Source organism: Fuscovulum blasticum DSM 2131 (assembly GCF_003034965.1).
Taxonomy (GTDB): domain Bacteria; phylum Pseudomonadota; class Alphaproteobacteria; order Rhodobacterales; family Rhodobacteraceae; genus Pseudogemmobacter; species Pseudogemmobacter blasticus.
In genome coordinates this window covers 41,911-62,726 of the sequence record NZ_PZKE01000004.1, presented here as the reverse complement: position 1 = coordinate 62,726, position 20,816 = coordinate 41,911, and the positions used below count along the sequence as shown (strand labels likewise).

The window sequence follows — 20,816 nt, the reverse complement described above, 5'->3', positions numbered from 1 at the left end:
GCCGGTCTTAGCAGAACAGCCGTGCCGCGCCAACATTTCCCGGTGCCGGACGGCTGCGCAGCCACAGATAAAGCGGCAGGCCGCAGGACACGCCGATGCAGAAGGTGGCAGGAATGGCGATCAGGTTCAGCCAGGCCCGCCGGTAGACGGTTTCGCCAAGAACCCAGACCGTCAGCGTGATCGCGGCGATGGTCAGATCCCAGGTCAGCCCCGTGGTCGAGGCGTTGACATACCAGGCGTCGATCAGCCCGCCCAGGCCGGTGCCGGTGTCACGCATGTGTTTGACGAACCACCACATCGGATGGACGGCGCCCCACAGGGCAAGGGCAAGGAAGACAAGGCGCATGGCGACACTCCGCTTGGGTCAGGCGGAAGGTAGCGGCCTGCGCCGCGCCGTCCAGCGCTATCGGCTGACAATGCCGATTCGGGCAGAGCCGGTGATTTCGATCCCCGGCTGCGTGACGGCCTTGGTCGGCGCCACGGGGGCACCATCCGCCCCGCAGGCGGCCAGCAGAAGGGCGGTGATCAGGGCAGGGACGATACGGGTCATGCGGGCCTCAGGGCGAATAGGACAGGGTGCCGCCGCCTTGCAGCCCGGCCGAGATGCTGGGGCTGATGCGGGCGCCGCCGGGGCCGATGGACAGGCCCGCGTTCAGGCGCGGGCCGGTGCAGGCGGCCAGCGCCAGCGGAAGCATCAGGACAAGCAGGCGCAGCAGCATGGGCATCCCTGGCGTGGCGATTCAGGCGGCGATCCTAGCAGCGCGGCGGCAGCCACGCCACCGCCGCCTTTTCCCACCCTCAGCCCAGCAGCGGTTTCCAGCGCGCGATCTGGGCGCGCACCTGATCCGGCGCGGTACCGCCATAGGACATGCGCGAGCGGACCGAGTTTTCAACGCCCAGCACCGAATAGATCTCTTGCGTGATGCCGGGGTGAACGCCGTTCATTTCGGCCAGCGAAAGATCGGGCAGGTCGCAGCCCTTGCTTTCCGCCAGCGCCACCAGCGTGCCGGTCACATGATGCGCCTCGCGGAAGGGCAGGTTCAGCGACCGCACCAGCCAGTCGGCCAGATCGGTGGCGGTGGAAAAACCGCTGGCGGCGGCGGCTTTCAGCGTGTCGCGGTTGGCGGTCATGTCGCCCACCATGCCGGTCATCGCGGCCAGCCCCAGCATCAGGCTGTCGGCGGCATCGAAGACCTGTTCCTTGTCTTCCTGCATGTCCTTGGAATAGGTCAGCGCCAGGCCCTTCATCACCGTGAACAGCGCCACCGTGGCCCCCAGGATGCGGCCCAGCTTGGCGCGCAGCAGTTCGGCCGCGTCGGGGTTCTTCTTCTGCGGCATGATGCTGCTGCCAGTGGTCCACTTGTCCGACAGCCGGACGAAGCGGAACTGCGCGCTGGACCAGATCACCAGCTCTTCGGCAAAGCGGGAAAGGTGCATGGCGCAGATGCTGCTGGCGGCCAGGAATTCCAGCGCGAAATCGCGGTCCGACACGGAATCCAGGCTGTTCGCCGTGGGCCGGTCAAACCCCAGCGCCGCGGCGGTCATGTGCCGGTCAATGGGAAAGCCGGTGCCGGCCAGGGCCGCCGCGCCCAGCGGACATTCGTTCATCCGCCGCCGCGCGTCTTCAAACCGGCTGCGGTCGCGGGCGAACATCTCGACATAGGCCATCATATGATGGCCCCAGGTGACCGGCTGCGCCGTTTGCAGATGGGTGAAGCCCGGCATCACCCAGTCGGCGCCCGCCTCGGCCTGGGCAACGAAGGCACGCATCAGCCCGGTCAGGCCGGTGATCGCGGCATCGCACTGGTCACGCACCCACAGCCGGAAATCCACCGCCACCTGATCGTTGCGCGAGCGCCCGGTGTGCAGGCGCTTGCCCGCCTCGCCCACGATCTCGGTCAGGCGGGATTCCACATTCAGGTGGATGTCCTCCAGCTCGACCTTGAACTGGAACTGCCCGGATTCGATCTCTGACAAGACTGTGAGCAGCCCTTCCCCGATGGCCCGCGCATCGCTATCCGTTAGGATGCCCGTTGCCGCCAGCATGGCGGCATGGGCGCGCGAGCCGGCAATGTCCTGCGCGTAAAGCCGTTTGTCGAACCCGATCGAGGCATTGATCGCCTGCATGATCGCGTCCGGCCCTTCGGCGAAGCGCCCGCCCCACATCTGGTTGGCGGCTTTGGACGTATCGGATGCGGTCATGGGATTCGGCCTTCGGGCTGGGGAGGTTCGGCGTGCGGAAATTGTTGGCGGTGCTTTATACGGCCTTGGCGCTTGGTGCAAATGTGGCGCAGGCCGATGTGGCCGGCCTGCGCGACGGCGACATGAAGAAACTGGCGCTGCATTCCACGCCGGTGGCGGTGCCCGAGGCGGCGCTGATGACGCTGGACGAAGCCCCCGCCAGCCTGGCCGATTATCGCGGGAAATGGGTGGTGGTGAACTTCTGGGCCACCTGGTGCGCCCCCTGCCGAGCCGAGATGCCCAGCCTTGATGCCTTGCAGGCGGCGCTGCCCGATCTGGCGGTGGTGCCGGTCGCCACGGGGCGCAATGCGCCCGAGGCGATCACCCGCTTCTGGGAAGAGGCCGGTGTTACCCATCTGGTGCCGCTGCGCGATCCGAAATCCGAACTGGGCCGCCAGATGGGCGTGCTGGGCCTGCCGGTGACAGTGATCCTGAATCCCGAGGGGCAGGAGGTGGGCCGCCTGATCGGCGATGCCGACTGGTCCAGCGACAGCGCGAAAGCGGTGCTTCAGGCGCTGATGGCGGGCGGCTGACCCGGCCTTGCCGGGGGCGGGCCATGCCGCCCCCGCGGCCCGCGCTTACAGATCGAAGGTCGCGAAAACCGGAACGTGGTCGGACGGCTGGTCCCAGCCCCGGGCGGAGCGTAGGATGCGGCTGCCGTGGGCCGCGCCGGCAATGTCGGGCGTGGCCCAGACGTGATCCAGCCGGCGGCCCTTGTCGGCGGCATCCCAGTCAGCGGCGCGATAGCTCCACCAACTGTAAAGCCGGCCTTCGGGAATGTCCTTGCGGGTCACGTCCACCCAGGCGCCGGCCTCCTGCGCGTCGGACAGATGCTGCACCTCGATCGGCGTGTGGCTGACGATCTTCAGCAGCGCCTTGTGGTTCCAGACATCATCTTCACGCGGGGCGATGTTCAGATCGCCCACCAGAATGGCCCGCTGCGGGCGGTCGGCGCGGAAGGCGTCGCGCATGTCGGTCAGGAAATCCAGCTTCTGGCCGAACTTCACGTTTTCTTCCCGGTCGGGAATGTCGCCGCCGGCGGGAACATAGAAGTTGTGGATCACCACGCCGTTTTCCAGCCGCGCCGCCACATGGCGGGCATGGCCCAAAGCGGCATAGTCGCTGTCGCCGGCATCGGTGATCGGCAGTTTCGACAGGATCGCCACACCGTTATAGCCCTTCTGCCCCCGCGCCACGAGATGGCGATAGCCCATCGCGGCGAAGCCTTCGGTCGGGAACTTGTCGATCGGGGTCTTGATCTCTTGCAGACACAGGATGTCGGGGGTTTCTTCCCCCAGCAGTTTCTGCACCAGCCCTTCGCGCAGGCGGACCGAGTTGATGTTCCAGGTGGCAAGGGTGAAGGGCATGGCAGACTCCGCTTTGGAAGGGCGGAGCCTAGGCGGGACATGCCCAAAAGAAAAGCCCGGGCCAAGGGCGCCGGGCCAAGTCCAACAGGGAGGTGAAATCAATGTATCACCGAGTCCGCAAACTTAGAATTGATCCAGCGCAAATGTTCCCGGCCATGGCTTTTTGGCCACAACGCGGGGTTGTGCTGCCCCCATATGCCGCAGCTTGACCTTCTTCGGCGCCTGACTCAGTGTCGCGCCATGACACGGGCCAGCCTGTGGCGGAACGGGAATTTCCGCCTTCTCTTCGCCTCGACCACCGCCACGAACATGGGCGACGGCGTGATTGCCGTTGCGGTGCCTTGGCTGGCAACGCTGCTGACGCATGACCCGCTGCTGATCGGCCTTGTGGCGGCAGCCCGGCAGGCGCCCTGGCTGCTGTTCGCCCTGCCCGCCGGGGTGCTGACCGACCGTTTCGATCATGCGCGCGTCCTGATCCTGGCCGATGCGGCGCGGGTTGGGGTGGCCATGGCGCTGGTCGCGCTGGCCCTTCTGGCGCCACCCGGCACCGGCCCGGCGCTGGTGCTGGCCGCGCTGGCCTTTGCCATGGGCAGCGCCGAGGTGGTGCGCGACAACACGGCGCAAAGTTTCCTGCCCGCCGTGGTGCCGAAAGACCGGCTGGAAGATGCGAACGGCCTGCTCTGGAGCGCGGAACAGGTGGCGGGGCAGTTTGCCGGGCCGCCTTTGGCGGGCATCCTGATCGGGGTGGCGGTGGCGCTGCCCTTCGGCTTGCAGGCGGCGATGCTGGCCGGGGCGATTGCGCTGATCACCCGGTTGCGCCTGCCGCCGGCGGAAAAGGCCGCGCCGCAGCCGTTTCTTCCGGCGCTGCGCGAGGGCCTGTCGTTCCTGTGGCACCATCCGGTGCTGCGGCGGATGGCGCTGGCGCTGGGGGCGTTCAACTTCACCGCCTCGATCTACTGGGCGCTGGTGGTGCTGTATGCGCAGGTCGTGCTGGGCATGGGGCCGGCGGCCTATGGCGTGATGCTGGCCGTGGCAGCGGGCGGCGGTCTGGCCGGCAGCCTGATCGGCCCCGCGATCCTGCGCCGCACCGGGCCGAAGGCCGGGCTGATTGCCGGCATCGCGGGCTTTGCCCTGGCCGCCGCGGTGCTGGCCTTTACCCGCAGCCCCTGGGCCGCCAGCGCCGCCATGGCGGTGGAGGCCTTCACCGGCCTTTTGTGGAACATCGCCACGGTCAGCTATCGCCAGCGCCATATCCCCGGCCCGCTGCTGGGCCGGGTGAACGCCGCCTATCGCTTCTTCGGCACCGGCCCTTCGGCCTTCGGCTCGCTGACCGGCGGGGCCATCGTGGCGCTGGGGGCACCGCTGGGGCAGGTCACGGCGCTGCAACTGCCCTATGCCGTCTGTCTGGCGGGGGCGGTGCTGATCCTTGGCTACATCGCGCTCTGGCTGAAGATGGACTGAAAAAAGGCCGGGCACGAAGCCCGGCCAGGTCCAACAGGGAGGAACCGTGTCATTGCCCCGACACGGCAAGGGGAACCTGAACAAGACCCGTCCAGTCTGGCGCAACCCGGTTAACAACAGGTGAACCGGGGCAGACAGGCCGGGCAGCCGCCGCGATCAGGCCACCAGCCGGTAGCCGCCGCTTTCGGTGACCAGAAGCCGCGCGTTGGAAGGATCGGGCTCGATCTTCTGGCGCAGGCGATAGATGTGGGTTTCCAGCGTATGCGTGGTGACACCCGCGTTATAGCCCCAGACCTCGTGCAGCAGCACATCCCGCGCCACCACGCCCGATTGCGCGCGGTACAGGAACTTGAGGATGTTGGTTTCCTTCTCGGTCAGCCGGATCTTCTTTTCCTTTTCGTCCAGCAGCATCTTCTGCGCCGGCTTGAAGGTATAGGGCCCAAGCTGGAACACCGCGTCTTCCGACTGTTCATGCGTGCGCAACTGCGACCGGATGCGCGCCAGCAGGACCGGAAACTTGAACGGCTTGGTCACATAGTCATTCGCGCCGCTGTCCAGTCCCAGGATGGTATCGGCATCGGTGTCATGGCCGGTCAGCATCATGATCGGGCATTTCACGCCGACCTTGCGCATCCGGCGGCACAGCTCGCGCCCGTCGGTATCGGGCAGGCCCACGTCAAGGATCACCAGATCGTAGATCGCGGCCTTGGCCTTCTCCATGCCCTCGGCGCCGGTGCGCGCCTCGAACACGTCGAAATCCTCGGTCATCACCAGTTGTTCGGAAAGTGCCTCACGCAGATCGTCATCATCGTCGACCAGCAGGATTTTTCTGAGCGTTGCCATCGGGGGCCTCCGTTCCTTGTGACCCCGATGTGATCCGGCCGTGTGCGCCCCGCAAGAATTGCAACACCCGACTCACGCGGTCGTGTCGGGACTGCGGGGTATGTTTCAATCCTGTCACGCCCCCGCTAGATAAGGGGGCAGGAGAGAGCCATGACCCTTGCCCCCAGCACCATCGAACGGCTGACCCGCGCGCGGGGCGATCTGCGCATGGGCGTGCCCGTGGTGCTGACCGGCGGCGGCGGCGCGGCGCTGGCCGTTGCGGTCGAGGCGCTGACGCCCGACCGTCTGGCCGACCTGCGCCGCCTTGGCAGCCCGGAACTGGCGCTGACCGCGCGCCGGGCGGTCACGCTGAAGACCGCCGCCTATGACGGCGATCTGGTGCGCGTGGCGGTGCCGGCTGCGGCGGGGGTTGACTGGATCGCCGCGCTGGCCGACCCGGCCGATGATCTGCGGGTGCCGATGAAGGGCCCGCTGCGCGCCCTGCGCGACGGCCCGGCCGACCTGCACCGCGCGGCGCTGGCGCTGGCCAAGACGGCGCGGCTGTTGCCCGCCGCGGTGCTGGTGCGCGTGGAACAGGCGCTGGCGCTGGCCGCCGAACACGGCCTGACGCTGCTGCGGCTGGACGAGATCGCGCCGGAACTCGCCCGCCTGTCCCCGCTGGACGAGGTGGTTGCCGCCCGCCTGCCCATGGCAGCGGCGGGGGCGGGCCGGGTGCATATCTTCCGCCCCGAAGACGGCGGGGACGAACATTACGCCATCGAGGTGGGCCAGCCCGACCGCGCAAGCCCGGTGCTGGCGCGGCTTCATTCGGCCTGTTTCACCGGCGATGTGCTGGGCAGCCTGAAATGCGACTGCGGCCCGCAACTGCGTGCGGCGCTGGCGCAGATGGGCGAGGAAGGCGCGGGCGTGCTGCTTTACCTGAACCAGGAAGGCCGGGGCATCGGACTGGCCAACAAGATGCGCGCCTATTCGTTGCAGGATCAGGGCTTCGACACGGTGGAGGCCAATCACCGGCTGGGGTTCGAGGATGACGAGCGCGATTTCCGCATCGGCGCCGAGATCCTGCGCAAGCTGGGCTTTTCCGCCGTGCGCCTGCTGACCAACAATCCGCGCAAGGTGGCCATGCTGGAAACCTGCGGCCTGCAGGTGACAGAACGGGTGCCGCTCAAGGTGGGCCAGACCCCGCAGAACGCCGCCTATCTGGCCACCAAGGCCGCCAAGTCGGGGCATCTGCTTTAGGGCAAGGCCGGGCGTCAGCTCAGGGGGCAGTCGGTCACGTCCAGATCGACCGCCAGCCGCGCATCGGGGCCGTAGTCGCGATCTGACACGTTGATGTAAAGCGCGCCCTTGTCGGTGAAGATGTCGGTGTCGGTCACCGGCATGGTGGTGAAGGCGCGGTCCACCTTCCAGCCGGCGAACAGCGCGCAATCGGTTTCAAACCGCAGCACATAGCCGTTGAACCCCGCCGCATAGAACCGGCCCATCCCCTTGGGATAGGTCAGCTCCACCCGCTGCGGCCCGATTTCAACCGTGACCGGCACCACATCCAGCCCGCCGGTCAGCCCTTCGGGTTCCAGCCCGAATTCGATGCCCTCGCCCACCTCGACCGTGCGGCCGCGCGCCTGAAGAAAGGGGTGCGCGGGGTCGTCCCAGGTCATCACGGTAAAGGTGACAAGGCGGCCTTCCAGCGTTCCCGCCGCCGCGGGCCAAGCCAGCAGGGCGGCCAGGGCCACCGCCCGGATCATGCGAATTTCAGCGAGATGATCCCGGCCAGGATCAGCAGAACCCCCGCCACCCGCATCACGTTGACGGGTTCCTGGAACAGGAACACCGCCGCGATGGCCGTGCCGATGGCGCCGATGCCCACCCAGACGGCATAGGCCGTGCCCACCGGCAGGCTTTTCATCGCCAGGCTGAGCAGCCAGAACGACGCCACCGCCATGACCAGCGTGGCCACCGAAGGCCACAGCCGGGTGAACCCGTCAGAATATTTCAGCCCCAGCGCCCAGCCGGTTTCCAGCAGCCCGGCGATGGCCACAATGGCCCAGGGGTTCACGCGGCAAGCCCCTTGGACCCCATCTCCAGATACTTGCGGCGGCGGTCGGCCAGCAGTTCGGCCCGCGACTTGCCGGACAATTCGCCCAGCAGGGATTCGATGGCCTTGCCAACCGCCTCGATCGCGTCTTTCGGGGCACGCTGCGCGCCGCCCACGGGTTCGGGCACGATCTTGTCTATGATGCCCAGCTTGGCCAGATCCTGCGCCGTCAGGCGCAGCGCCTCGGCCGCCTCGCGCATCTTCTCGGCATCCTTCCACAGGATCGAAGCGCAGCCTTCCGGGCTGATGACCGAATAGATCGAATGTTCCAGCATCGCCACACGGTTCGCCGTGGCAAAGGCCACCGCACCGCCCGAACCGCCTTCGCCGATCACCACAGAAATCAGCGGCACGCCCAGCGACAGGCATTTCTCGGTGGACCGGGCAATCGCCTCGGCCTGACCGCGTTCCTCGGCTCCCTTGCCGGGATAGGCGCCGGGGGTGTCAACCAGCGTGATCACCGGCAGGCGGAAGCGGTCGGCCAGATCCATCAGGCGGATCGCCTTGCGATAGCCTTCGGGCCGCGCCATGCCGAAATTGCGTTCGATCCGGCTTTTGGTGTCATTGCCCTTTTCATGGCCGATCACCATCACCGGGCGGTCATTGAACCGCGCCAGCCCGCCCATCACCGAATGGTCATCGGCAAAGGCGCGGTCGCCGGCCAGGGTGGTGTATTCGGTGAACAGCCCGTCGATGTAATCCTTGCAATGCGGCCGGTCGGGGTGGCGCGCGACCTGACACTTCTGCCAGGCGGTCAGGTTCTTGTAGAGGTCGCGCAGCGCCGTTTCCGCCTTGCGGTCCAGCGCCTCGGCTTCCTTGCTGACATCCATTCCCGATGTCGTGCGCGCCAGCGCGCGCAACTCTTCGGCCTTGCCTTCGATCTCGGACAGAGGTTTCTCGAAATCGAGATAGTTCATGGTCGCTGCCCCGCTCATTCCGGCCCGTCTTGGCTGGCCCCCTATATGGCCGCACCTGCGCCCAAGTGCAACTCGGCAGCGGGCGGGTGTGGCGGGTTGGCGCCCTGCGGCTGCATCCGGGCCAGCGCGGCGATCAGGTCGGTCCGGGTCAGCAAACCCACGATCCGCCGCCCGTCCAGCACCGGCACCGCATCGCAGGCGGTTTCCGCCAGAAGTGGCAACGCGGCCGAAACCGGCGCATCGGGCGGCAGATGCGGCGGATTGCGGGTCATCACCGCATCCGCCCGAAGCTGCGGGTCAAGTCCGTGGCGGATCAGGTGGATCTGGAACACCACGCCCAGGAATTCGTGATCCGGCCCCACCACCGGAACCGAGGTGAAGCCATGGCTGCGGAAGATCGCGGCCAGCCGGTCCAGCGGCGCCTCGGGGCCGACGGTCACCAGATCGCGCGACATCACCTCGTCGCAGCGCAGCCCGTCGGTATGGTGGCGCGCGGCCAGCGTTTCAGCCGCGCCGATCAGCCGCGCCAGATCCTCGACCCCGATGTTCGCGCTTTGCCGGAACTCCAGCAGAAGCGCGGCCAGCTCATCGCGCGACACGCCCAGCCGGTCGGTCGGGGGCGGGTCGCTGGTGCCTTGCGTGTTCATCTCGGCCGGCTGGCGGAACGGATAGCGCCGGCCGGTGGCCCGCGCATAAACCGCCGCCACCGCGATCAAAGCCGCCGTGCCCGCCAGAACCGGCACCAGAACGAAGCCGAATCCCAGCCGGGCAATCAGGTCAGGGCTTAACGCCACCATCAGCGCCACCGCGCCGCCCGGCGGGTGCAGCGCGCGGGCCAGGTGCATGGCCAGCATCGCAAGCCCGGTCGCCAGCACGACGCGCAGCACCGGGTCGTCAATCGTCAGCACCACGGCAACCGCCACCGTTGCCGACAGGCCATTGCCCACGAAGGCCGACCAGGGCTGCGCCAGCGGGCTGTTGGGCAAGGCGATCAGCAGGAAGGCCGTTGCCCCGAAGGGCGCGATCATCGCCACGCCCGCACCGGGCGGCAGCACGAAGGCCACGGCCAGCAGCGCCAGCGCCATGCCCAGGCCGACCCGCGCCGCCTCGGGCCAGCCGTGGAAGCCCACCGCCGGCCCCAGATGGCGCAGCGCCGATGCCAGCCGTTCCTTGCCCGTCATGCCCTGCGCCCCTGTTCCCGCGAAAAACGGCAACGCCCCGTGGCCGGGCCACGGGGCGTGCGTCCTCCCCTGTGTGCCGCGAGGGGCCTCCTCTCCCCTGGGTCGCGGCTTGGGTTCTTTTCAGATCGCCCGGATTGCGGGCGCCGTTCCGGCAACGCTGCACAAAGGTGCGACGTTTTGTCAACGATTCCGTATCAGCCGGCCGCGATGATCTCGGCCTGACGGACAACAACCTCGGCCTGCCTCATGCTGGCGATGTCAATCAGCCGGCCCTTGTAGGTGGCGGCGCCCTGTCCGGCGGCCTTGGCGGCCTCCATCGCGGCCAGGATTTCGCGCGCCTCGGTCACCGCCTTTTCGCTGGGGGTGAACACCTCGTTCGCCAGCGCCACCTGCTTGGGGTGGATCGCCCATTTGCCCACCATGCCCAGCGTGGCCGACCGCAGCGCCTGCGCGCGGAAGCCTTCGTCATCGCTGAAATCGCCGAAGGGGCCATCCACCGGCAGCACGCCATGGGTGCGGCAGGCGGCAACGATGGCGGCCTGCGCCCAATGCCAGGGGTCGGACCAGTATTTCTGCCCCTCGCGGTGCATGTAGTAGTTTTCCTGCGTGCCGCCGATGCCGGTGGTCTGCATCCCCATGCTGGCGGCGAAATCCGCAGCCCCCAGGCTCATGGCCTGCAGGCGGGGGCTGCTGGCGGCGATTTCCTCGACATGGGCGATGCCGGCGGCGGTTTCGATGATGACCTCAAGGCTGATCGGCTTGCTGCGGCCCTTGGCGCGTTCCACCGCCGTCACCAGCGCATCCACCGCATAGACATCGGCCGCGCAGCCGACCTTGGGGATCATGATCTGGTCGATGCGGGGACCGGCCTGTTCCAGCACCTGCACCACGTCCTGATACCAATAGGGCGTGTCCAGCCCGTTGATGCGGACGGAAAGCGTCTTCTTGCCCCAGTCGATGTCATTGATCGCCTGGATGATGTTGGCACGGGCCTGCGCCTTGTCATCGGGGGCGACCGAATCTTCCAGATCCAGGTTGATCACATCCGCCGCGCTGGCCGCCATCTTCTCGAACAGCGCGGGCCGCGAGCCGGGGCCGAAAAGCTGACAACGGTTCGGGCGGGCGGGGGCGGGCGGCTGGATGCGGAAGCTCATGGTCCCTCGGGTAACGAAGTTTCGTCGTGACGCATGAGGGCGATATAATGTTGCGCCGGCAGCTTCAAGCCTCTTTTTGCGGTCGCAGCAAACCGCGCAGCGGACAAGAATCGTCGAAGTATCGGTGCAGCTTTGCCGATTCCTTCGGCACCCACACAATCTGGCGCTGAAATCTTCGCAAGATTCTGCACCGCAGCGGTAGATTCGCGATGTATTTGCAGCCGCCATGCGTCAACATCCCGGGGTCGTCCCATTACCTGCGTCGTCCTGAAGGAGCCCGCCATGATCGAGACCCCCTATCTTCTGTTCCTGGGCGATGCCCCCGATCAACTGGCCGCCAAGGTGGCGCAGGGCATCAAGGACTGGCGGCCGGAATTCGCCATCGGCCAGTTCAGGATGGAGGGCTGCAAGGCCAATCTTGGCCTGCCCGACATGACGCTGGCCGAAGCCCGAGCCGCCGGCTGCAAGACGCTGGTGATCGGTGTCGCCAACCGGGGCGGCGTCATCAGCCCGGCATGGAAGAAGGTGCTGATCGCCGCGCTGGAGGAAGGGTTCGACCTGGCCTCGGGCCTGCACAACCTGCTGCGCGACGAGGAAGACCTTGCCGCCGTTGCCCGCGCCACCGGGCGGCAGTTGCATGACGTGCGGGTGCCCGAAGTCGATTACCCCATCGCCAACGGCAAGAAGCGCAGCGGCAAGCGGATGCTGGCCGTGGGCACCGACTGTTCTATCGGCAAGATGTATACCGCCCTGTGTGTGGATCGCGAAATGCGCGCGCGCGGGCTGAAAAGCAGCTTCCGCGCCACCGGCCAGACCGGCATCCTGATCACCGGCGACGGCGTGCCGCTGGATGCGGTGATCGCCGATTTCATGGCCGGGTCGATCGAATGGCTGACGCCCGACAATGACCCCGACCACTGGGATCTGATCGAAGGTCAGGGATCGCTGTTCCACGTCAGCTATTCCGGGGTGACGCTGGCGCTGGTGCATGGCGGCCAGCCTGACGCACTGATCATCTGCCACGAACCCACCCGCGAACACATGCGCGGCCTGCCCGACTACAAGCTGCCGACCATCGAACAGGTGCGCGACATGGCGCTGGCACTGGCGCGCGTGGCCAACCCGGCCTGCGTGGCGGTGGGCTGTTCGATCAACACCGCCGCCCTGTCCGATGCCGAGGCGCTGGCCTGCTGCGCCGAGATCGAGGCGCGCACCGGCCTGCCGACCGTTGACCCGTTCCGCCATGGCGCGGGCCGTCTGGTCGATGCGCTGCTGGCGGTGTAATCCGTCGGCATCCTGCCCTGCGGCACGGTCGCAGGGCGCCCCTTCCGGCGCCGGAGAAGGCCCATGATCACCGTCACCCCCGAAAGTTTCCGTCTGGCCGAGGTGTTCACCATCTCGCGCGGGTCACGCACCGAGGCGAAGGTTCTGACCGTCACCGTCACCCGCGGCGGCCTGACCGGCCGCGGGGAATGTGTGCCCTATGCGCGCTATGGCGAAAGCCTTGACAGCGTGGCCGCCCAGATCGCCGCCCTGCCCGCCGATGTGACGCGCGACGCGCTGCAATCGCTGCTGCCGGCCGGGGCGGCCCGCAACGCGGTGGATTGTGCGCTGTGGGATCTGGAGGCCAAGGCCAGCGGCCGGCGGGTCTGGCAACTGGCCGGGCTGGCCGCGCCGGGGCCGCAGATCACCGCCTTCACCCTGTCGCTGGACAGCCCCGAGAAGATGCAGGCGGCGGCAGCACGGAACGCGCATCGCCCGCTTCTGAAGATCAAGCTGGGCACCCCCGACGACATGCCCCGGCTTGAGGCGGTGCGGGCCGGCGCGCCGCAGACGAAGATCATCGTCGATGCCAACGAAGGCTGGACGGCCGAGGTCTATTCCGACCTTGCCCCCCATCTGATCCGGCTGGGTGTGGCGCTGGTGGAACAGCCACTTCCGGCCGGGCAGGATGACCTGCTGGCCGAAATCGCCCGGCCTCTGCCGGTCTGTGCCGATGAATCCTGCCATGACCGCCACTCGCTGCCCGGCCTGAAGGGCAAGTATGATGTGGTGAACATCAAGCTCGACAAGACCGGCGGCCTGACCGAGGCGCTGGCCCTGCGCGATGCCGCGCGGGCGCAGGGCTACGGGCTGATGGTGGGCTGCATGGTCGGCACCTCGCTGGCGATGGCGCCTGCAACGCTGGTTGCGCAAGGCGCGGCCTTTACCGATCTTGACGGCCCCCTGCTTCTGGCAGAAGACCGCCCCAACCCGCTGGCCTATGACGACGCCGGCGTCCACCCGCCCGAATCCGAACTCTGGGGATAAGCCATGGCCCGCACCGTCTATGTGAACGGCGACTACCTGCCCGAAACCGAAGCCCGCGTCTCGATCTTCGACCGTGGCTTCCTGATGGCCGATGGCGTCTATGAGGTGACCAGCGTTCTGGGCGGCAAGCTGATCGACTTTCCCGGCCACCTGGCCCGGTTGCAGCGCAGCCTGGACGAGTTGTCGATGAAGAACCCGCTGTCGGCCGACGACTGGCTTGAGGTTCACCGCCAGTTGGTGGCGCGCAATGACGTGGACGAAGGCATGGTCTATCTGCAGGTCACGCGCGGCAACCCCGGCGACCGCGACTTTGCCTTCCCCCCGGAAGACACCCCGCCCACCGTGGTTCTGTTCACGCAGTCCAAATCCGGGCTGGCCGACAATCCTGTGGCCAGGACCGGCATCAAGGTGATCTCGGTCCCCGACATCCGCTGGGGCCGCCGCGACATCAAGACGGTGCAGCTTCTGTATCCGTCGCTGGCCAAGATGGCCGCCAAGAAGGCCCATGTCGATGACGCCTGGTTCGTGGAAGATGGCTTCGTGACCGAAGGCACCTCGAACAACGTCTATATCGTCAAGGGCGGCAAGATCGTCACGCGCAACCTGTCGAACGACATCCTGCACGGCATCACCCGCGCCGCCGTCGTCCGCTTTGCCCGCGAAGCGCAGATGGAAGTGGAAGAGCGCGCCTTCACCATTGCCGAAGCGCAGGCCGCGGATGAGGCGTTCTTCACCTCGGCCTCGGCCTTCGTGCTGCCGGTGGTCGAGGTGGACGGTCAGGCGGTGGGTGCCGGCAAGCCCGGCCCCGTGGCCACCCGTCTGCGCGAAATCTATCTGGACGAAATGCGCAAGGCCGCGGTCTGACCCTGCGCGGCGACCACGCCCCTTCCGGGCTGGCCCCTTTCGGATGGGCCGGCTTCCGGCGCGGCTTCCGCCTTGGAACCGCGCTGTCCTTTGCCATCTTCATCTACGGGCTGGCCTTCGGTCTGGTCGCCGCGCAGGTCAGCCTTGGCTGGGGCTGGGCGCTGGCGACCAGTGTCAGCGTCTTCTCGGGCTCCGCCCAGCTTGCCTCGCTTTCGCTGATGCAGACGGGCGAGGCAACGGTCTGGACCCTGGCCGCGACCGTGCTGGTGATCAACGCGCGCTACCTGCTGTTCGGGGCCACGCTGCAACCCTGGCTGTCGCAGGCCGGGCCGGCGCGGGCCTATGCCAGCCTGCTGCTGCTGGGCGATGCCAACTGGATCGCCACCATGCGCGCCGCCGAAAAGGGCGAACAGGACCGGGCCTATCTTCTGGGCACCGGCGTTCCGCTGATGGCGGCCTGGCTGGCGGGCACGCTGGCGGGGGTGCTGTTCGGCGGCATCCTGCCCGATCCGCACGCCCTTGGCGCCGATCTGATGCTGCCCTGCTTTGCCGCGGCGATGATGGCCGCCATGGTGCGCAGCCGCGCCGCGCTGGTGCCGGTGGCCGTGGGGGCAACCGCAGCCTTGCTGATCTCGCACTTTGCCGGCCCCGGCTGGGGCATCGTGGCGGCCGGTCTTGCGGGCGCCGGCGTCGCCGCGCTGACCGCCCGGCCGGGGGTGGTGAAATGACACTGTGGACCATGCTGGCCGTGATGGCGGCGGCGGCGCTTTTCTGCCGGATGGCGGGCTATGCCGCGATGCGGTTCCTGCCGCCGTCAAACCGGCTGGATGCCGCGCTGCGCGCCACGCCGCTGGCGGTGATGGCGGGCATCACCGCGCAGGCGCTGGCCGCCGGCGGGCTGACCGAGGCGGTGGCGCTGGCCTCTGCCATCGGCCTTACCGTGCTGACCCGGAATGACGTGGGCGCTGCCGTGGGCGGCGTCGGGGTGGCCGCGCTGCTGCGCTGGCTGGGTGTCTAGCGCGGGGGTTTACTCGCGCGGGCCGACATTCTCGGTATAGGCCACCTCGAAGGCGGCCTTCTGTTCGGGGCTGGCCTCGGTCTGGTGCTGCGCCACCCAGTCGGCATAGGGCATCCCATAGACGATTTCGCGCGATTCCTCTTTCGTCATCGCAATGCCACGGGCCGCCGCCGCCTCCTGATACCAGCGCGACAGGCAGTTGCGGCAGAACCCGCCCAGGTTCATCAGGTCGATGTTCTGCACCTCGGGGCGCTTCACCATCAGGTGATGCACCAGTTCGCGGAAGGCGGCGGCTTCCAGTTCGGTGCGGGTGGCGTCATCCATCGGCATCCTCCAGCGCTGCGGCCAGCACCGGCGCCAGCCGGGCGGCCCATTCCTGCTGCCCTTCGGCAGTGGCGATCAGGTCGTTCCTGACCTCGATCAAGGTATTCAGCCGCCCCGGCACAAGGGCGTGGCGGTCGATCGCATCCCCCGGAAGATGCCCGGAATAGGGTTCGTTGTCGCCGACACAAAGGTCGGGCTGCGCCTGCAGCCGCGCGATCAGCGGGCGGGACAGCCGTTCGTCCAGATGCGAATACAGCACCCCCACCTGCCAGGGCCGGGGTGGCCGGCCGTTCAGGCAGCGGGTGAAACTGTGGATCGCCAGAATGACCGTATCCGCCCGCCGCGCCGCAAGCCCGGCATAGGCGGCATGGTAGGGGCGATACAGGCGTTCCAGCCTTTCGTCGATTTCGGCAGGCGTGATGCGCCGGTTCACCGGAACGATGCTGCCATCATAAAGCCGCATCACCAGTGTCGGATCATCCTCGCCCCGGTTCGGGTCGATCACCAGACGCGAGAAGTCGGAACAGATCACGGGGCTGTCCAACAGCCGCCCCAGCGCCCGGGCCACCCCGGCGGCGCCGGGGTCCCAGGCAATATGGCGGGCCATGTCGGCGGGCGGCAGGCCCAGATCGCCCCCCGCCACCCAGTCGGGCACCCGGTTCGAGGCGTGGTCACAGGTCACCAGCCAGCGTCCCGGCCGATCTTCGCCCTCAATCACATGGGACACCGTTCCACCCCGTTTTTCGCGCCGTGGAATCCGCAGTTATGCCAAGGTCATGGTCAGGTAAACCCTTTCGGCCCCGGGCGGCACCAAAGCGTTACGGGAAGGATGTCAAATCCGCGTTGCGGCCTGCGGCACTTTGCGCCATAACCCGCCTCGGCCCACCACGAACACCAATGCAAGCAGGAGGATGGCAGATGCGCCGCCACCGCAACGTGAAGATCGTGGCCACCCTCGGGCCGGCCTCCAACGACTACCCGATGATCCGCGCCCTGTTCGAGGCGGGGGCCGACGTGTTCCGCCTGAACATGAGCCACGGCACCCATGACGACATCCGCGCGCGGCATGTCATCATCCGGCAGGTCGAGAAAGACCTTGGCCGCCCGATCGGCATCCTGGCCGACCTTCAGGGTCCGAAGCTGCGGGTCGGCACCTTTGCGGCCGGCGCGCATGATCTGGAAGACGGCGACCGTTTCCGCCTTGATCTGGACCCGGCGCCCGGTGACGGCCATCGCGTGCAACTGCCCCACCCCGAGATCTTTGCCGCCCTTGAACCCGGCGCCACGCTGCTGGTGAACGATGGCAAGATCCGCCTTTCGGTCAACACCTGTGGCCCCGACTTCGCCGATTGCACCGTGGTCGTCGGCGGCACGATTTCCAACCGCAAGGGCGTGAACGTCCCCGATGTGGTGCTGCCACTGGCGGCGCTGTCGGTGAAGGACCGCGCCGATCTGGAATTTGCCTGCGAACTGGGGGTGGACTGGCTGGCGCTGTCCTTCGTACAGCGCCCCGAAGACGTGACCGAGGCCCGCGCCCTGGCCAGGGGCCGCGCCGCGATCCTGTCCAAGATCGAGAAGCCCGCGGCGGTCAAGGCCTATGACGCCATCCTTGCGGTGTCAGACGGAATCATGGTTGCCCGGGGCGACCTTGGGGTGGAACTGCCGGTCCATTCCGTGCCACCGATCCAGAAGCGGCTGATCCGGGGCGCCCGCGCCGCCGCCAAGCCGGTGATCGTGGCGACGCAGATGCTGGAATCGATGATCGAAAACCCGATGCCGACCCGGGCCGAGGTTTCCGACGTGGCCACCGCCATCTACGAAGGCGCCGATGCGATCATGCTGTCGGCCGAAAGCGCCGCCGGCAAGTTCCCGGTCGAGGCGGTCCGCACCATGGACAACGTGGCGATGTCGGTCGAGAAGGATTCGACCTACCGCTCGATCATCGCGGCCAGCCGCATCGTCAGCCGCACCACGGTGGCCGATGGAATCGTGGCCGCCGCGCGCGAGATTGCCGAATCCACCAATATCAAGGTGATCGCCTGCTTCACCCAGACCGGCACCACGGTCGGGCTGACCGCGCGTGAACGCCCGCAGGTGCCGATCATCGCCCTGACGCCGCTGGTGGAAACCGCCCGCCGCATTGCCCTGACCTGGGGCGCGCATTGCGTGATCGTGCCCGAACAGGAACGTTTCAAAGGCGCCGTGCTTTCGGCGGTGCAGGCCGCGCTGCGGGACGGGTTCGCCAAGGAAAACGATTTCATCGTTGTCACCGCGGGCGTGCCCTTCAACGTGCAGGGCACCACCAACATCCTGCGCGTCGCCCCCTGCGACGAACGGTTGATTTCGAAGGTTGACCCCGGCTAACCTTGGGTCAACCGCCCTCTGCCATCGGGGACAAGATGGATACCGATCTGTATCTGACCGTCGGGGTCGTGCTGGCGGCCCTGACCATCCCTTCGCTCCTCTCGGCCTGGACCGAGGGGAGACCGCCCCGCATCGGGGCGATCATGCTGATTGCGGCAGGGGCGCTGATCGTGGCGGCGCTGACGCAGAAACCCGGGGGCTATACCTTTGCCCAGGCGACACAGGCCATGGCCTCGGTCGTGGGGCGCTATCTGAACTGACCCGGCCCGCGAATCCCCTTGCGCGCCCGCCGATGGCCGCCTATAGGGGCGACTTCGGAAAGAACCGCGCGGACGGCGAATGTGGCATGCCTCCCCGCGCGCGAAACACTGGAGTGTAAAATGCCCAAGATGAAGACCAAATCCGCTGCGAAGAAGCGGTTCTCCTTCACCGCCAGCGGGCGCGTGAAGGCCGGTGTGGCCGGCAAGCGCCACGGCATGATCAAACGCACGACGAAGTTCACGCGCCAGGCGACCGGGACCATGATCCTGAACGCCAGCGACGAAGGCATCGTCAAGAAATACATGCCCTACAACCGGTAAGGAGAGCGAAACATGTCCCGCGTCAAATCCGGCAAGGTCACCCACGCCCGTCACCGCAAGGTGATCAAGGCGGCTTCGGGCTATTATGCCGCCCGTTCCACCAACTTCCGCACCGCCACCCAGGCGGTCGACAAGGCGAACCAGTACGCCACCCGCGACCGCAAGGCCAAGAAGCGCAGCTTCCGCGCGCTCTGGATCCAGCGGATCAACGCGGCCGTGCGTCTGTTCGACCCGGCCTTCACCTACTCGCGTCTGATCGCCGGTCTGGCCAAGGCCGGGATCGAGGTGGACCGCAAGGTTCTGGCCGATCTCGCCGTGCACGAACCCGAAGCGTTCAACGTGATCGCCGACAAGGCCCGCTCGGCCCTGGCCGCCTGAGCCGCCTAAGCAACCGCATCGCAAGGGCCGCCCGCGCAATCGGGCGGCCCTTTGCTTTTGGCCGCCAACTGCCGCTTCCGCATTGTTGCCGTGAAGATGCGGGTTTTGTTTGCGCCCTGCCTCGCCCCCGTGTCACAGTTTCGTTACCTCGGCCGGAATGCTCTGGCCCGCGGTGCAAGCAACGGGGTGCCAGTCAAGGAGTGCAGGCAGTGACGGCTATCATAGGTTTTCTGAATACGGTCTTCTGGGGGTATGTGCTGATCTACGGCCTGATCGCCGTCGGCATCTACTTCACCATCCGTCTCCGCTTCCAGCAGATCCTGCGCTTTGGCGAGATGATCCGCTCGGTCACCGCCGCACCGGCCGGTGACCGGGGCGGCATCTCGCCGTTTCAGGCGCTTTGCACCAGCCTTGCCTCGCGCGTGGGCACCGGCAACATCGCCGGCGTGGCCGTCGCGCTGGTTCTGGGCGGCCCGGGCGCGATCTTCTGGATGTGGGTCGTTGCCTTCGTCGGCATGGCCACGGCCTATGCCGAATCCACCCTGGCGCAGCTTTACAAGGTGCGGGAACCGGGCAGCGAAGCCGATGCCGTCTATCGCGGCGGCCCGGCCTTCTACATCGCGCACGGCCTTGGCCTGCCCTGGCTGGGCGCCGTCTTCTCGGTCTGCCTGATCCTGTCCTTCGGCCTGGTGTTCAACGCCGTGCAGGCGAATTCCATCGCCGATGCGATGACCGGCGCCTTCGGGATTCCGAAGCCCGTCACCGGCCTTGCGCTGGCCGCGCTGACCGCCATCGTCATCTTCGGCGGCATCCGCCAGATCGCCCGCGTGGCCGAATATGTCGTGCCCTTCATGGCCGGCATCTACATTCTGGTCGCGCTCTTCGTGCTGGTGACCAACCTGACCGAAGTGCCCGCCATGCTGTATCACATCGTCGCCAATGCCTTCGGCCTTGCCGAAGCGGCGGGCGGCGTGGCCGGCGGTCTGGCCGCGGCCATGCTGAACGGCGTCAAGCGCGGCCTCTTCTCGAACGAGGCCGGCATGGGTTCGGCGCCGAACATCGCCGCCGCCGCCTCGCCCAACCCGCACCACCCCTCCAGCCAGGGCTTCGTGCAGGCGCTTGGCGTCTTCATCGACACCATCCTGATCTGCACCTGCACCGCGCTGATGATCCTGTTGTCCGGCGTCTATACCCCCGGAGGAGAGCTGACCGGCACCCAACTGACGCAGGCCGCGATGCAGGAACATATCGGCGGCATCGGAAGCTGGTTCGTGGCGGTGGCGATCTTCTTCTTCGCCTTCACCTCGATCATCGGCAACTACGCCTATTCGGAAATGGCGATGTCCTTCCTGGGCATCGGCAACCGCACCGGGCTGACCATCCTGCGCTCGCTGGTGCTGGCCATGGTGATCTGGGGCGCGTTGCAGGCGGTGTCCACCGTCTTCGACCTGGCGGATGCCTCGATGGGGCTGATGGCCACGATCAACCTGATCGCCATCGTCGCCCTGTCGGGCACCGTGGTGACGCTGACGCAGAACTACTTCCGCCAGCGCGATGCCGGGCGGGAACCGCAGTTCCACATCGCCGATCACCCCGAGATCGCCCGCGGGGTGGATGCCGACATCTGGAAGTGACGCCGCCACGGCTGCGCGTCTGAACAGGGGCCTCGCCGGCAACGGCGGGGCCCTTCCCCTTGCATTCGCGGCCCCGCCCCGCTA

Annotated in this window: 26 protein-coding genes; 13 read left to right on the top strand and 13 right to left on the bottom strand. The window is 67.4% G+C overall.

Going from position 1 to position 20,816, the window contains the following annotated elements; translation table 11 throughout:
• Positions 1–7: 7 nt before the first annotated feature.
• From C5F44_RS05470 to argH, 4 genes are all read right to left on the bottom strand, one after another.
• Positions 8–346: a DUF2834 domain-containing protein gene (locus C5F44_RS05470; RefSeq protein WP_107672512.1), complete on the bottom strand. Its 339-nt coding sequence runs from the start codon at positions 344–346 to the stop codon at positions 8–10.
• A 57-nt stretch (positions 347–403) separates the two neighbouring features.
• Positions 404–550: an argininosuccinate lyase gene (locus tag C5F44_RS05465; RefSeq protein WP_107672511.1), complete on the bottom strand. Its 147-nt coding sequence runs from the start codon at positions 548–550 to the stop codon at positions 404–406.
• A 7-nt stretch (positions 551–557) separates the two neighbouring features.
• The gene (locus tag C5F44_RS17955; RefSeq protein ID WP_164681925.1) at positions 558–719 is read right to left on the bottom strand and encodes a hypothetical protein; all 162 of its coding nucleotides are present in this window, start codon (positions 717–719) and stop codon (positions 558–560) included.
• Between the two features lie 79 nt (positions 720–798).
• Positions 799–2,202, bottom strand: coding sequence for an argininosuccinate lyase (argH, locus tag C5F44_RS05460; protein WP_107672510.1), 1,404 nt, complete (start codon positions 2,200–2,202; stop codon positions 799–801).
• Positions 2,203–2,234: 32 nt separating this feature from the next.
• Here argH and C5F44_RS05455 point away from each other — a divergent pair, with 32 nt between their 5' ends.
• On the top strand, positions 2,235–2,774 hold the full coding sequence (locus tag C5F44_RS05455) for a TlpA family protein disulfide reductase (protein WP_235822529.1): 540 nt from the start codon (positions 2,235–2,237) through the stop codon (positions 2,772–2,774).
• Positions 2,775–2,819: 45 nt separating this feature from the next.
• Here C5F44_RS05455 and C5F44_RS05450 read toward each other — a convergent pair whose 3' ends face one another.
• Positions 2,820–3,608, bottom strand: coding sequence for an exodeoxyribonuclease III (locus tag C5F44_RS05450; RefSeq protein ID WP_107672508.1), 789 nt, complete (start codon positions 3,606–3,608; stop codon positions 2,820–2,822).
• Positions 3,609–3,848: 240 nt separating this feature from the next.
• Here C5F44_RS05450 and C5F44_RS05445 point away from each other — a divergent pair, with 240 nt between their 5' ends.
• The gene (locus tag C5F44_RS05445; protein ID WP_181318192.1) at positions 3,849–5,069 is read left to right on the top strand and encodes an MFS transporter; all 1,221 of its coding nucleotides are present in this window, start codon (positions 3,849–3,851) and stop codon (positions 5,067–5,069) included.
• Positions 5,070–5,225: 156 nt separating this feature from the next.
• Here C5F44_RS05445 and C5F44_RS05440 read toward each other — a convergent pair whose 3' ends face one another.
• Positions 5,226–5,912, bottom strand: coding sequence for a response regulator transcription factor (locus C5F44_RS05440; RefSeq protein WP_107672506.1), 687 nt, complete (start codon positions 5,910–5,912; stop codon positions 5,226–5,228).
• Positions 5,913–6,062: 150 nt separating this feature from the next.
• Here C5F44_RS05440 and ribA point away from each other — a divergent pair, with 150 nt between their 5' ends.
• Complete coding sequence (gene ribA / locus C5F44_RS05435; protein WP_107672505.1) at positions 6,063–7,151, top strand: GTP cyclohydrolase II; 1,089 nt, start codon at positions 6,063–6,065, stop codon at positions 7,149–7,151.
• A 14-nt stretch (positions 7,152–7,165) separates the two neighbouring features.
• Here the strand turns inward: ribA and C5F44_RS05430 are convergent, their stop codons facing one another.
• From C5F44_RS05430 to C5F44_RS05410, 5 genes are all read right to left on the bottom strand, one after another.
• Positions 7,166–7,657 (bottom strand): hypothetical protein, encoded by a 492-nt coding sequence (locus C5F44_RS05430; RefSeq protein ID WP_107672504.1) that lies wholly within the window; start codon positions 7,655–7,657, stop codon positions 7,166–7,168.
• Positions 7,654–7,968, bottom strand: a complete 315-nt coding sequence (locus C5F44_RS05425; RefSeq protein ID WP_107672503.1) for a DMT family transporter — start codon at positions 7,966–7,968, stop codon at positions 7,654–7,656. Before C5F44_RS05425 ends, C5F44_RS05430 begins: the two co-directional genes overlap by 4 nt.
• Entirely contained in the window at positions 7,965–8,924 is a 960-nt protein-coding gene (locus tag C5F44_RS05420) for an acetyl-CoA carboxylase carboxyltransferase subunit alpha (protein ID WP_107672502.1), read from the bottom strand. Before C5F44_RS05420 ends, C5F44_RS05425 begins: the two co-directional genes overlap by 4 nt.
• Before the next feature lie 41 nt (positions 8,925–8,965).
• Entirely contained in the window at positions 8,966–10,105 is a 1,140-nt protein-coding gene (locus C5F44_RS05415; RefSeq protein ID WP_107672501.1) for an HPP family protein, read from the bottom strand.
• A gap of 194 nt (positions 10,106–10,299) precedes the next feature.
• Complete coding sequence (locus C5F44_RS05410) at positions 10,300–11,259, bottom strand: L-malyl-CoA/beta-methylmalyl-CoA lyase (protein ID WP_107672500.1); 960 nt, start codon at positions 11,257–11,259, stop codon at positions 10,300–10,302.
• Positions 11,260–11,541: 282 nt separating this feature from the next.
• Between C5F44_RS05410 and dgcN the strand changes: the two genes are divergently transcribed.
• From dgcN to C5F44_RS05385, 5 genes are all read left to right on the top strand, one after another.
• On the top strand, positions 11,542–12,543 hold the full coding sequence (gene dgcN, locus C5F44_RS05405; RefSeq protein ID WP_107672499.1) for an N-acetyltransferase DgcN: 1,002 nt from the start codon (positions 11,542–11,544) through the stop codon (positions 12,541–12,543).
• Positions 12,544–12,606: 63 nt separating this feature from the next.
• The gene (dgcA, locus tag C5F44_RS05400; protein WP_107672498.1) at positions 12,607–13,569 is read left to right on the top strand and encodes an N-acetyl-D-Glu racemase DgcA; all 963 of its coding nucleotides are present in this window, start codon (positions 12,607–12,609) and stop codon (positions 13,567–13,569) included.
• A 3-nt stretch (positions 13,570–13,572) separates the two neighbouring features.
• The gene (locus C5F44_RS05395; RefSeq protein ID WP_107672497.1) at positions 13,573–14,433 is read left to right on the top strand and encodes a D-amino-acid transaminase; all 861 of its coding nucleotides are present in this window, start codon (positions 13,573–13,575) and stop codon (positions 14,431–14,433) included.
• A complete protein-coding gene (locus tag C5F44_RS05390; RefSeq protein WP_107672496.1) occupies positions 14,430–15,161 on the top strand; it encodes an AzlC family ABC transporter permease in 732 nt (243 codons plus the stop codon). Before C5F44_RS05395 ends, C5F44_RS05390 begins: the two co-directional genes overlap by 4 nt.
• Positions 15,158–15,451: an AzlD domain-containing protein gene (locus C5F44_RS05385; protein WP_107672495.1), complete on the top strand. Its 294-nt coding sequence runs from the start codon at positions 15,158–15,160 to the stop codon at positions 15,449–15,451. Before C5F44_RS05390 ends, C5F44_RS05385 begins: the two co-directional genes overlap by 4 nt.
• A 9-nt stretch (positions 15,452–15,460) precedes the next feature.
• On the opposite strand, the gene C5F44_RS05380 is transcribed toward C5F44_RS05385, so the two are convergent.
• Both C5F44_RS05380 and C5F44_RS05375 read right to left on the bottom strand, forming a co-directional pair.
• Entirely contained in the window at positions 15,461–15,775 is a 315-nt protein-coding gene (locus C5F44_RS05380) for a DUF1244 domain-containing protein (protein WP_107672494.1), read from the bottom strand.
• Positions 15,768–16,502, bottom strand: a complete 735-nt coding sequence (locus tag C5F44_RS05375; RefSeq protein ID WP_107672493.1) for an N-formylglutamate amidohydrolase — start codon at positions 16,500–16,502, stop codon at positions 15,768–15,770. Before C5F44_RS05375 ends, C5F44_RS05380 begins: the two co-directional genes overlap by 8 nt.
• Positions 16,503–16,693: 191 nt before the next feature.
• Between C5F44_RS05375 and pyk the strand changes: the two genes are divergently transcribed.
• The 5 genes from pyk to C5F44_RS05350 all read left to right on the top strand — a co-directional run bounded on the left by pyk (position 16,694) and on the right by C5F44_RS05350 (position 20,732).
• Complete coding sequence (gene pyk / locus C5F44_RS05370; RefSeq protein ID WP_107672492.1) at positions 16,694–18,139, top strand: pyruvate kinase; 1,446 nt, start codon at positions 16,694–16,696, stop codon at positions 18,137–18,139.
• A gap of 35 nt (positions 18,140–18,174) precedes the next feature.
• The gene (locus C5F44_RS05365; RefSeq protein ID WP_107672687.1) at positions 18,175–18,399 is read left to right on the top strand and encodes a hypothetical protein; all 225 of its coding nucleotides are present in this window, start codon (positions 18,175–18,177) and stop codon (positions 18,397–18,399) included.
• A 120-nt stretch (positions 18,400–18,519) separates the two neighbouring features.
• Entirely contained in the window at positions 18,520–18,720 is a 201-nt protein-coding gene (gene rpmI, locus C5F44_RS05360) for a 50S ribosomal protein L35 (protein WP_107672491.1), read from the top strand.
• A gap of 12 nt (positions 18,721–18,732) precedes the next feature.
• Positions 18,733–19,098 carry a 50S ribosomal protein L20 gene (rplT, locus tag C5F44_RS05355; protein WP_107672490.1) on the top strand — a complete coding sequence of 122 codons (366 nt, stop codon included), beginning with the start codon at positions 18,733–18,735 and terminating at the stop codon, positions 19,096–19,098.
• A gap of 209 nt (positions 19,099–19,307) precedes the next feature.
• Entirely contained in the window at positions 19,308–20,732 is a 1,425-nt protein-coding gene (locus tag C5F44_RS05350; RefSeq protein ID WP_107672686.1) for an alanine/glycine:cation symporter family protein, read from the top strand.
• The last annotated feature ends 84 nt before the right edge of the window (positions 20,733–20,816 follow it).

Excerpts from the sequence above, each read along its gene's own strand:
- C5F44_RS05470 (WP_107672512.1), bottom strand. The coding sequence starts at position 346 with ATGCGCCTTGTCTTCCTTGCCCTTGCCCTGTGGGGCGCCGTCCATCCG.
- C5F44_RS05465 (WP_107672511.1), bottom strand. The coding sequence starts at position 550 with ATGACCCGTATCGTCCCTGCCCTGATCACCGCCCTTCTGCTGGCCGCC.
- C5F44_RS17955 (WP_164681925.1), bottom strand. The coding sequence starts at position 719 with ATGCTGCTGCGCCTGCTTGTCCTGATGCTTCCGCTGGCGCTGGCCGCC.
- argH (WP_107672510.1), bottom strand. The coding sequence starts at position 2,202 with ATGACCGCATCCGATACGTCCAAAGCCGCCAACCAGATGTGGGGCGGG.
- C5F44_RS05450 (WP_107672508.1), bottom strand. The coding sequence starts at position 3,608 with ATGCCCTTCACCCTTGCCACCTGGAACATCAACTCGGTCCGCCTGCGC.
- C5F44_RS05445 (WP_181318192.1), top strand. The coding sequence starts at position 3,849 with ATGACACGGGCCAGCCTGTGGCGGAACGGGAATTTCCGCCTTCTCTTC.
- C5F44_RS05440 (WP_107672506.1), bottom strand. The coding sequence starts at position 5,912 with ATGGCAACGCTCAGAAAAATCCTGCTGGTCGACGATGATGACGATCTG.
- ribA (WP_107672505.1), top strand. The coding sequence starts at position 6,063 with ATGACCCTTGCCCCCAGCACCATCGAACGGCTGACCCGCGCGCGGGGC.
- C5F44_RS05430 (WP_107672504.1), bottom strand. The coding sequence starts at position 7,657 with ATGATCCGGGCGGTGGCCCTGGCCGCCCTGCTGGCTTGGCCCGCGGCG.
- C5F44_RS05420 (WP_107672502.1), bottom strand. The coding sequence starts at position 8,924 with ATGAACTATCTCGATTTCGAGAAACCTCTGTCCGAGATCGAAGGCAAG.
- C5F44_RS05415 (WP_107672501.1), bottom strand. The coding sequence starts at position 10,105 with ATGACGGGCAAGGAACGGCTGGCATCGGCGCTGCGCCATCTGGGGCCG.
- C5F44_RS05410 (WP_107672500.1), bottom strand. The coding sequence starts at position 11,259 with ATGAGCTTCCGCATCCAGCCGCCCGCCCCCGCCCGCCCGAACCGTTGT.
- dgcN (WP_107672499.1), top strand. The coding sequence starts at position 11,542 with ATGATCGAGACCCCCTATCTTCTGTTCCTGGGCGATGCCCCCGATCAA.
- dgcA (WP_107672498.1), top strand. The coding sequence starts at position 12,607 with ATGATCACCGTCACCCCCGAAAGTTTCCGTCTGGCCGAGGTGTTCACC.
- C5F44_RS05395 (WP_107672497.1), top strand. The coding sequence starts at position 13,573 with ATGGCCCGCACCGTCTATGTGAACGGCGACTACCTGCCCGAAACCGAA.
- C5F44_RS05385 (WP_107672495.1), top strand. The coding sequence starts at position 15,158 with ATGACACTGTGGACCATGCTGGCCGTGATGGCGGCGGCGGCGCTTTTC.
- C5F44_RS05380 (WP_107672494.1), bottom strand. The coding sequence starts at position 15,775 with ATGGATGACGCCACCCGCACCGAACTGGAAGCCGCCGCCTTCCGCGAA.
- pyk (WP_107672492.1), top strand. The coding sequence starts at position 16,694 with ATGCGCCGCCACCGCAACGTGAAGATCGTGGCCACCCTCGGGCCGGCC.
- C5F44_RS05365 (WP_107672687.1), top strand. The coding sequence starts at position 18,175 with ATGGATACCGATCTGTATCTGACCGTCGGGGTCGTGCTGGCGGCCCTG.
- rpmI (WP_107672491.1), top strand. The coding sequence starts at position 18,520 with ATGCCCAAGATGAAGACCAAATCCGCTGCGAAGAAGCGGTTCTCCTTC.
- rplT (WP_107672490.1), top strand. The coding sequence starts at position 18,733 with ATGTCCCGCGTCAAATCCGGCAAGGTCACCCACGCCCGTCACCGCAAG.